At 66.9% G+C, this 9,857-nt stretch carries 6 protein-coding genes; 5 read left to right on the forward strand and 1 reads right to left on the reverse strand.

The genetic code is table 11. From position 1 onward, the window contains the following. Window positions 1-2: 2 nt before the first annotated feature. The 5 genes from ACO1BR_RS40935 (at window position 3) to ACO1BR_RS40955 (ending at window position 6,768) form a co-directional block, all read left to right on the forward strand. Window positions 3-1,235, forward strand: coding sequence for a HEPN-associated N-terminal domain-containing protein (locus ACO1BR_RS40935; RefSeq protein ID WP_426800194.1), 1,233 nt, complete (start codon window positions 3-5; stop codon window positions 1,233-1,235). A 305-nt stretch (window positions 1,236-1,540) separates the two neighbouring features. Then, the gene (locus tag ACO1BR_RS40940; RefSeq protein WP_426800195.1) at window positions 1,541-2,227 is read left to right on the forward strand and encodes a DUF6308 family protein; all 687 of its coding nucleotides are present in this window, start codon (window positions 1,541-1,543) and stop codon (window positions 2,225-2,227) included. A 184-nt stretch (window positions 2,228-2,411) separates the two neighbouring features. Next, window positions 2,412-3,587: a tyrosine-type recombinase/integrase gene (locus tag ACO1BR_RS40945; protein WP_426800196.1), complete on the forward strand. Its 1,176-nt coding sequence runs from the start codon at window positions 2,412-2,414 to the stop codon at window positions 3,585-3,587. Window positions 3,588-4,213: 626 nt separating this feature from the next. Next, window positions 4,214-6,184 carry a tyrosine-type recombinase/integrase gene (locus ACO1BR_RS40950; protein ID WP_426800197.1) on the forward strand — a complete coding sequence of 657 codons (1,971 nt, stop codon included), beginning with the start codon at window positions 4,214-4,216 and terminating at the stop codon, window positions 6,182-6,184. Then, a complete protein-coding gene (locus tag ACO1BR_RS40955) occupies window positions 6,181-6,768 on the forward strand; it encodes a DUF6262 family protein (protein WP_426800198.1) in 588 nt (195 codons plus the stop codon). The genes ACO1BR_RS40950 and ACO1BR_RS40955 overlap by 4 nt, the downstream gene beginning before the upstream one ends. Window positions 6,769-6,935: 167 nt before the next feature. On the opposite strand, the gene ACO1BR_RS40960 is transcribed toward ACO1BR_RS40955, so the two are convergent. After that, entirely contained in the window at window positions 6,936-9,335 is a 2,400-nt protein-coding gene (locus ACO1BR_RS40960; RefSeq protein ID WP_426800199.1) for a Helicase associated domain protein, read from the reverse strand. Window positions 9,336-9,857 lie beyond the last annotated feature (522 nt).

Genomic DNA, 9,857 nt, shown 5'->3' on the forward strand with positions numbered 1-9,857 from the left:
TGATGGGCCTCTACAAGCGCATGATCGAGGAGCAGGACGACCAGGGCTGGTGCTTCACCGATCAATACGTATGTACCGGCTGTGTGGAGGACGACGTCCTCGAAGCAGTGCTGGGCGCCGCCGAGCGTGATGAGGACGTCTGCAGCTTTTGCGGACGGTCCCCGGCCGCGGAGCTCGATGTCCTGCTCGAGACGTTCGTTGCGGCCGTGTGCAACGAGTACCGCTCCGCTGACGACGAGGGTGTGTCCTGGGACGGCAGAGAAGGCGGCTACCAGTGGACGATCCTGGAAACGTGGGAGGTGGTGGAGAACTGCGGCGGCTCAGACGTCCTCGTGGGTGAGGGCCTCCTAGAGGCCGTATACGACGCCATCATTGACAAGCCTTGGGTGCCTGCCGATTTCATCGCCCCTCGCCGTGATGAGGCTCTTCGTGATGGATGGGCCCGGCTTTGTGAGCAAGTGCAGTACCGCACTCGCTATGTCTTCTGGCTGCGTGAGCCGGAGGAGGAGTACCTGGGTGCTGGCGAGGTGTCGGCCGCCCGCATCCTTGACCACGTGGGCGACATCGTCGACAGACTCGGTCTCGTCAAGGAACTGCCCGCTGGCACCCGTCTGTGGCGCGCCCTGACCCATGACGAGTCGCAGGTCGATTGGGACGCGCGGCGCCTGGGCACAGCGCCACGGCAGTACGCCCGACAGGCCAACCGCATGAGCCCTGCCGGAATCCCCATGTTCTACGGTGCAATCGACGCCGAAACCGCAGTCGAGGAGACCTCACTGCGCAGTGAGGAGCCTTGGGCAACGGCTGCGGCCTTCGAGATGTCCTCTCCCTGCCATGTCGTCGATTTCACCGATCTGCCGCTCGTGCCGTCCCTGTTCGACCTGGACCGTGCTGCGGACCGCCGCCCGCTGATGTTCCTGAGGGACTTCGCCGCCCAGCTGACTGCGCCAGCGCGTTCGACTTACGAGCAGATCGACTACGTACCCACGCAGGTGGTTACCGAGTACCTGCTGCACGTCTTCCGCCGCGAGGCGCCAGTGTCGGGCATGCTGTACACCTCCTCTCTGACCGGCAAGATGGCAGCAGTCCTCGATGTGCCCAACGAACGCTGCGTCGACCGCGGCACCGACGTGCCTGGCCGGGGGGACAGTCGTCTGTCCCTCGTGCTCGACTCCGCCTCACGCCGTACGATCCCTTGTCCTGAACGGCGTTCGTCGGCCCCAGGTGAACGGTGAGACTTGGCCCCGCCTCTCGAACGGGCAGCCGACCGTGCACCTCGCCCAGGACGGCCTATTCTCGCTGGCTGCGCTTGCGCACCGGCCACTCGCCGGGCCCACAGTCGAACACCTGGTGGGGCCAGCGGAATCCGTTCCGGTGGGGCCGCTGGAGCCCGGTGCAGACAATCCCTGCCCGCCGCGATTCTTGAGTTACTGGCAACCGTCGATTTCGCCGGAGGCGCTGGCGTGGAGGATCACCTCGATAGTCACTGCGCCAGGTAATTCCCCCCACCCTCGGTGACCGCACAGACGAGGAGTTGCTGGTGTCTTTCGTTGGTCTTCCGAATCGCTTCGTGGAACGGTTGGGTGCTTTCATCGCCGATCCTCAGGCCGTCGTGGATCTGCGGCGCTACTTCGGCGTCGATTTGCCGCTCGGCGCCTACGCCCCAGTGCCGTTCACCGGGAGCCGGTTCGAGCATTTGGCGGGTGGGGGAGATCGACCGGAGGTTGCCGACCGGATCACGGCGGAGGACCTGGTCGCGGTGCTGACCTTGTCGGTCACCGTTCCGGCGCCTGTCGCGCTGGACATTCTGGAGGGCCCTCTCGGCGCGCGGCTGTCCGATCTGCTGCAGGCCATTCCCAGGGACATCGACATGGCCGATGCCGCAGTCTCCGTCTTGGCCGACGGCTCGCCGGCGGATCAGGCCTGGCATCTCCTTCGCGATCAGCCCGATGTCGGATGGGTGATCGCAGGGAAGGTCTTGGCGCGTAAGCGTCCGCGGCTGTTGCCGGTCTACGACAAGGTGGTGCGCTGCGCTCTGGGCCGCCCGCGCCCCTCGTTCTGGCTTGCGCTGCATGCCGCGCTGCGCGCGGACGACCGCGCCCTGCACCGCCGGTTGCTCGTGCTGCGCCAGGTCGCGGGAGTGCCGGAGACGGTGAGTGCGCTGCGGGTATGCGACGTGGTGGTGTGGATGGGGCACCGCGCTCTGGGGCATACCTGTCCGCGCTGACTTCGCCAGCGAAGTTGCCCCTCCGACGTTCTGGCGTATGAGGGTGACGGACTTTACCAACCGTCACTCGGGTGTGTGGGATGTTCGCGTGAAGTGATCCGCCGGGGTGGGGGAGGGGTGTGGACTCGGGGCCAGGAGCGCCGCCACCGGGGCGGTTCCCCGTTCGTAAGGGGGCGGTGCGCGGGTGGGTGTTCGGCTGGTGGTGGGCCAGTTGCGGGTGCAGGAGATCATCCGTGGGGGCGGCCGGGTCTGCTACACGATCGTGGACACCGACTGCTCAGTGGTGGCCGAGGCAGACGGGTTCCTGCATACCTGCGCCGCGGGCACGGACCGCACGTACGCGTATGTGCTGGTCGACCACCTGCGGTGGTTGCGGTTCGCAGGCCTGGACACAGGGTCGGTATCACTTGAGGACTTGCGGCACTACATGGCAGCGCTCGGAGCGCACTACCCGAGGCCGTTCGGTCTGCCGTGGCGGGAAGGCAAGCGCCCGTACGGGCACAGCGCACTGAAGACCGCGGCAGCCTGCCTGAAGGGCTTCTACCTTCACCTGGGCATCCGGGGAGTGAACCCGTTGCTGGCCGAGGCGCTGCGGACAACACGGCTGCCCACGCAGGCGGACCGTCGCCGGGCGATGCTCGGGCACGTCCTGCACAGCATGCCCGCGAACCCCCTGGCTTCGGCGGAACAGGTCCGCCGGCATCCGAAGATGCTGCCCGAGGGAGCCCGGGAAGCTTTGCTGGGGGCGGTGTCGTGCGCGCGGGACCGGATGGTGGTCACGTGGCTGGCCGACGGCGGCTTCCGGATCGGGGAGCTGTGCGGGCTGCGCTTAATCGACCTGCACCTGCGCGAGCAAGCCACATGTGGTCAATGCCGAGGACCGCACGTGCACATCTGCCACCGCGAGGACAACCACAACCGTGCCCGGGCCAAGACCAAAACACCCTGGACCTCGCAGGACGGCACGGTGTGCGGCGGTACGGTGCGCCGGGCGAGCCCGGCGATGATCCACACCTACTTCGAGTACATCACCACCCAGTACCCGGCCCAGCCCGTTCACGGCATGCTCCTGGTCAGCCTGCACGGCCCCTCCCGCGGCCAGCCGTGGACCACCGCAGCGGCCCGAGGCATGCTGCGCCGGGCCGCAGCCCGTGTGGAGATCGGCCGGGTGGTGCCGCACGCATTCCGGCACAGTTTCGCCACCGCGGTGTTGGACGCCGCACGGGGCAACGCGGTGATCGCACGTGACGCCGGCGGCTGGGCCTCGGCCGCAACTGTCGAGCAGGTCTACGGCCACGTGGATGTCCACGACCCGGTCTTCACCGCGGCGCTTGAGCAGGTGTGGGGGACACAGCCGTGATCCCGCTGACGCTGTTGCCCGGCCGCACCGACGTCACCCGCATCGGCCGCGACCGGCTTGAACTGCTCACGGCCCTCATCGACGCCCCCGCATTCGATCCTCTCTATCGCGACACGCTGATCAGGATCCCGCCTCAGCACCCCGTCTATGGCTGGCGATGCTCCATCGACGGCTGCGGGCGCTCCCGCCAGGTAGGCCACGTCATCTGCGAATCCCATCACCGATCGTGGACCCAGGTTCAGGCATCCGGTATGGCCAGAGCCGACTTCCTTCGTACCGCCCAGCCGCTCCCCGCTGCCAGGGGTACCGACCACGGACCCTGCCGGATCTGCCCGGAACGGCCGGCCACCACAGCCGCCCTCCGGCTGTGCAGTCAGCACTACGCACGCTGGCAACACCATGCCGGCACCGCACGGACCGAAGAAGAGGCACTCCAGCAGTGGCTAGGCACGCAAGCCCCGCTGGCGGGGTACGGCACCTGTCAGGCGGTGTGCCCCCTGCTGGCCTCCTCCTCGCTGGGACTGTGCCGTCAACACGAGGGGCGCTATCAGGGACAAGGCCGCCCTGGGGGAGCTGAAGTCGATACCTCAGCACATGGCAGGGGACGGCACGGCAAACGCCTGCCAGTGACCTACCAGGACGAAGACGCTTTCCGTACCTGGTGCGCACACGTGCTCCCCGTCACCCAACCCGGAGTGATCAACCTGCACGGCCTGCCCCCACTGCTCGCCGCAGAGATCCAGTGGGGCCTGAACACCCACGCACAAGTTGAACAACGCTCGACCTGGGACCTCAATGGCATCAAGAACCTCATCAACCACTGTTGGCGCGGACGATTCATCTCTCTGACCGACCTCGACGGCGAGGGCCACCAGGGCCTGACTGGCAAACAGTTCCACTCCATGGTGCGCCAGATCTGCTGGGAGACCGTCAACGCTCTGCGCTGCGTCTACTACAGCCCCTCAGACACCAAGGACGCCGGCTTCCTGGAGACCGATCACTTCGGACGGCGTTTCAAGAATGCCCAGAGCCACTTCGACATCACCGCCGTTCCCCAGCGGTGGCTGCGCGACTTGCTCTGGGACCATCTCACCGAGTGGCTCCGATCTCCGCAGTGCCCGCGCACCAGAGGCCCCTTCGACCAGATGCGCCGCGCCGCCGTCGAACTGGGCGTCTTCCTCGAAAACGATGCCCCCACAGCAGGCCACGACCCCACTGTGCTGCGCCGCGAGCACGCCGAGCAGTTCGTCGCCGACCAGCGCCACCGCGCCCGCCACAGCCTGCCGTCCCTGGGCATGGTCCTGGTCGACGGACGATCTCCCACCGTTACCGACCTGAGCTGCCAATTCGTCTTCAACGGGGCACGCAAACTGCTCTACAGCGCCATCACCACCGGCCACGCCGAGGGCCTCGGCATCGACACCGGATTCCTCACCGTCATCCCTTTCGGCGGCGCTGGCCTCAAACAGCGCTCCCGCAACCCCTTCACCGACGACGTCGCCCGGGTGCTGACCGACGAGACCAACCTGCGCCGCCTGGAGGAACTCGACCTCAACGACCGAGGCCTGCGGGACATCTGGGAGACCATCGTCGCCACCGGGCGCCGCTGCAGCGAGGTCGTCGGACTGCGACTGGACTGCATCGGCCGCTACCGCGGCCTGGCCATGTTGTGGCACGACCAGACCAAGGTCGGCAACTACAACGAGGGCATCCGCGTCCCCGAGCCCATCTACCACCGCCTCGATGCCCGCCGCACCAAGACGCTCCAGCTCTTCGAACAGCGCTACGGCCGCGTCCCAGCATCCGCTGAACGCCCCAGGCTGGCCCTCTTCCCCTCCCGCATCCGCAACCCCAACGGCCAACAACCGATTTCCTACGGACACTTCAACCAGCGCTTCAAGACCTGGATCGACGGTCTCGACCTCGGCGGCGGGTACGTCGCCCACCAAGCCCGCCACACCCTGGCCACCAACCTGCTGCGCGCCGGCGCCACGCTCACTCACATCCGCCGCTACCTCGGCCAGCTCTCCGAACGCATGGCCGAGCACTACGTGAAGATCACCAACAGCGACCTCGAAGACGTACTGAACACCGTCTGGGTAGCCGGGCCCGGCGCTCCCAACCCAGGCGAGCTCCTCTCCGGCGACACCACCCCCATGGACCGCGACACAGCCCTCGCCCTGACCCTGGGCCTCTCCCGCCGCAGCACCCCCGCCGACGGAGGGTTCTGCACCTTCCAACCAGTCGTCGACGGTGGGGCCTGCCCCTGGAAACTCGACTGCGAGAACTGCGACAACTTCGTCCTCTCCGGCGCAGACCTCCTCTACTGGCGACGCAAAGCCGAACAGTGGCGCTCCATCGCCGAGAACGCCCCCAACGATGCCACCGCCGACTACCTCCACACTGTCTTCGAACCCACCGCCCAGGCCATCAAAGGACTCGAGCAGGCCCTGGCCGCCCTTGGCATCCTCGACGAAGCTCTCACCCTCGACCTGCGGCGCCCACAGGACTACTTCCACCGCACCTGGAGCACCGCTTTCCGCGCCCGAGACCTCGCAGCACTGCAGACCCCCGACGACACCACAGGGCAGCCATGAGCACTTCCCGCACCGAAGCGGCCGTACGAGCCCGCCACCAAGCCACCCAGGAAATGCTTCAACGCCTCCAGACCGCTATGGATGCCATGGCACGCGACCACACGCCCATCACCGCCGCAGCACTCGCCCGTACCGCCCGCGTCTCGCGCACCTTCCTCTACCAAAACCAGCAGGCCAGAGTCCTTGTCGAGCACGCCACCCGCAAAAACAGCTCCCACCCCGGAATCCCCAACAGCCGCAGCCACACGCCGCCGACACAGCCTGCCTGGAGGGAGCGCGCCCTCAACGCCGAAGAGGCACTCGACCAGGCCCAGCGCGAAATCCGCACTCAGCGCACCCACATCGCAGAAATCCTCGGCAAGATCCGCGACCTCGAACACGAACTCCCCGAAGGCTCACTTCAGCGGATCGTCACCGAGAACACCAGCCTGAAGCAGCAAACACGACAGCTCACCCAGGACAACCAGCGCCTCCAAGAGCGTCTGGCCGGCGCCCGCCAGAACAACCGCTTCCTGGACAAACGCGTCGCTGATCTTGAAGCCCAACTTGCGCCGTACCTCACCGCCTCACCTCCGCCGCCGTGACCCTGCCCCACGAGTCTGCGCCGCCTCAGCGGTAATGCCGATAGCGGCGAGCTGACGCTGACACTTCCGCCCAGGTGGTGCTGCCCGAGAGGCAGGCGCGTCTTGCTGGCCCGCCGGAGGACGACTGAGCCCACCTGGACCGCCAGGCGGGCAAGGCGATCACGGCATCATCCCGCCCAGTGGAGTCCGAGGTCGGCGAGCGCCTTGCGCTTGTCGGGGGTGAGTTTGGCGCGTCTGCTCTTGGTGTTGCTGAGGAACACCCCCAGCTTCACCTCCGTCCCGTCTGGGAGCGTCTCTACGTGGCTTCTGGGGACGGTCACAGAGCCGGTGCGGGCTTTGAACTGGGCCAGGGCCGCAATGCCCCGCTCGAACGTGCCAGAGGCGCCCTTGGACGGCTTGGCGGGGGCTTCCTCGGCTGGGGGCAGCGGCACCACGCCGATCGCCTCCAGGAGTGCACGCTGCCCGTCCATCAGCCCCTGCCAGACGGTGTGCCGGCGTTGTTTGGCGAGCCATCGTCCGATGTCCATTCCGTGGACGGTGATCCCGGGCAGGACGAGGTCGGTCTGGCCTGCCTGGTCTTCTTCGTCGCGCACCAGCTCCCGTAGCGCTGCGTAGTGGCGTTGCCACACCGCAGGCCACTTGGGATTCCAGTTCTCGTCTACGCCCTCCAGTGCCTGCTTCCATTCCGGGTGCCCGTCGAGGGCGCCAGGGCGGCGGAGATTGGAGAGCCATTGCCCGATGGGCTTGTCCAGCATCGTCGCGGTGCGGGGTGCGCAGAGGGTCCAGTGCTGCTCGTGGTACGCCTTGGCGGCCTCGAGGTTCTCCTGGAACCGCTCATCAGCGACGGACCAGACCATGCCGAGTTTCTCCAGCCGTGCCGCGCGCAGCCCGCTCATCTGTCCGGCCGCGTACGCGCGTCGCTGTTCTGCGACCCACTGCCCCAGGGGAGTTGCTCCTTCGCGGTGTCCGTAGGGCACTCGGGCGTGCCCCTCTCGCTCGGTGAACGCCTTGAGCTTCGCCCAGCCGCGTGCCCAGTCCTGGCGTTCGGTGTCGATGACGTTGAAGGAGACCCACTGGGCGACCATCACCGGGTCACGCGGGACCGCGAAACGCAGCAGCAGGCGTGATTCTTCCTCGCCTTCCCCGGGTGCTGTACCGATGTTCAGGGAGGGCTGCGAGATGTCTTTGTGCGGTTCCTGTGGAATGGCGAGCAGCTCAATGGCCTCTTCATCGTGCGCACGCAATCCTTCGAGGGTGCGCACCAAAGGCCGATACGACCCGGAAGTGAACATGTCTTCCGGCTTTTCTCCGGGCTGGAGGAATACCGGCACGATCAAAGAGGCAAGCTTCCCCTGTCCGGGCTTTTGCCGTAGCGCTCGGCCGATGGCCTGGACGATGTCGTGCGGCGCGCCCTTCGGGTCCAACAGGGCGACACTGTCCACGCTTCTGATGTCGACGCCCTCCCCAAGGACGCGGCAGTTCGAGAGCACGGCGCGCCGGGCGGTGGAGCCGAACTCGCCCAGGACGCCGCGCCGGCGCGTGGGGTCGTGCTCGCCGCACAGCCAGTCCGCCCAGACCTTCGACGGGTAGGTTTCGGGCTGGTCGGCGTGCAGCTTTGCCGCGACACGCTCCAGGCCCTCCGCGTAAGCCTGTGCCTCTATCGTCCGGTGGTGGAAGGTGATGCAGGTCTGGAGCCCGTGCTGCGCCATCGCGTGCAGGAGAGCCGCCTGGAGCGCACCGAGGCGCTGCCCGCGCACCTCCTCGCTGTGCTGGTCCTCGCCCATCAGCCGCTCGGGGGTGACCACTGGGTCTTGGATCTCTACAACGCAAATTTGGTAGCGGGCCAGCAGCCCGCGCGATACGGCCGACGCCAGCGACAGTTTGTAGAGCACGGGTCCGAAGACGGCTTCGTCGTCCATGCTCGCCGCCATCTCCTGCGGCAGCGCGTCGCGTACACCTTCGGCTACTTCCCAGTGAGGGGGCCGCTCCTGCCAGATCCGCGGGGTGGCGGTTAGGTACAGTCGCCGCGCCGCTGGGATGACGTCCTGGTCGTGGACGGCCGCCCATGCCTTCCCGAGCGATCCGGAAGTGCGGTGGGCTTCGTCCACGCACGCGAGGTCCACGGGCGAAAGCCTCTGGCCGTAGGCGCCTTCGAAGGCCTCCACCAGCACACCCAGGGAGGCATAGGTGGCGTAGATGGTGACCGGCCCTTGACCGTGCCACAGCGCCAGCTGCACCGGGTTAGTGGTGCTCCGGACCTTCAGGTTCCACAGTTCAGGGTCGTCCTGGAGCGAGCAGACGGCGACTGCCGGCCCCCGATGGCCGGCGTCGTGCCACGCTTTCACCGTCTGCGCCAGGAGGTCCAGCGTCGGCACCAGGACTAGCACCCGCCCCCGAGGCACCAGACGCTTCGCCGCCGCTGCGGCGATAACCGTCTTCCCCGTCCCACACGCGGCGTGCACCTGCCCCCGCAGACCATCGGCAGGAATTCCACCGGGCGGGATGTCGAGACCACGCACAATGGCGCTGACGGCCTCGATCTGGTGGTCACGTAGCTTCAGGGCCATTTCCCGTGTTCTCCTTTTCGCGGAGTGCGGCACGTAATCGGAAAGGGAGTCCCGGCGCGACGGGTACGGTCCGGGGGAGTGGTGTCTGATTCCAAATTCTACACAGTGCAGCATCATGATGCATCACCCCACTCCAGCTCCCTCCCTCAGATTGATACACGGCTTAAACTTACTGCCGAACGGCCAGTTACCATCCATGATGGCCAGGTAGAGATGAACGCGCAGGGATGGTTTCGAGTGCAAGGGCGGAACGCAGCAGAGCCCCTCACTGCAGCGGCGCTGGCGCCGTGACGAGCCGACGACCCGTCATCCTGTTACGAGGAAGTAGCTGTGAATCCCAGTTACTACACAGTCCCGCACCCGATTCACCCTCTCCTCGTAGCCAGCTACAGGAGTCCCGCTTGCGGGACTCCGTCAATTCGCGCTTGCGCGAATTGACACCCCTTCAGGATTCCGCTTGCGGAATCCAATTCCCCCGCTTGCGGGGGAATCTGGCGAAGCGTCAGCGGAGCTAGGCCGGAG

It is taken from the genome of Streptomyces sp. YGL11-2 (assembly GCF_050054615.1).
GTDB lineage: Bacteria > Actinomycetota > Actinomycetes > Streptomycetales > Streptomycetaceae > Streptomyces.

What these genes read in the sequence shown, in the direction of transcription:
- ACO1BR_RS40935 (WP_426800194.1), top strand. Translation starts at nt 3, where the DNA reads ATGGGCCTCTACAAGCGCATGATCGAGGAGCAGGACGACCAGGGCTGG.
- ACO1BR_RS40960 (WP_426800199.1), bottom strand. Translation starts at nt 9,335, where the DNA reads ATGGCCCTGAAGCTACGTGACCACCAGATCGAGGCCGTCAGCGCCATT.
- ACO1BR_RS40955 (WP_426800198.1), top strand. Translation starts at nt 6,181, where the DNA reads ATGAGCACTTCCCGCACCGAAGCGGCCGTACGAGCCCGCCACCAAGCC.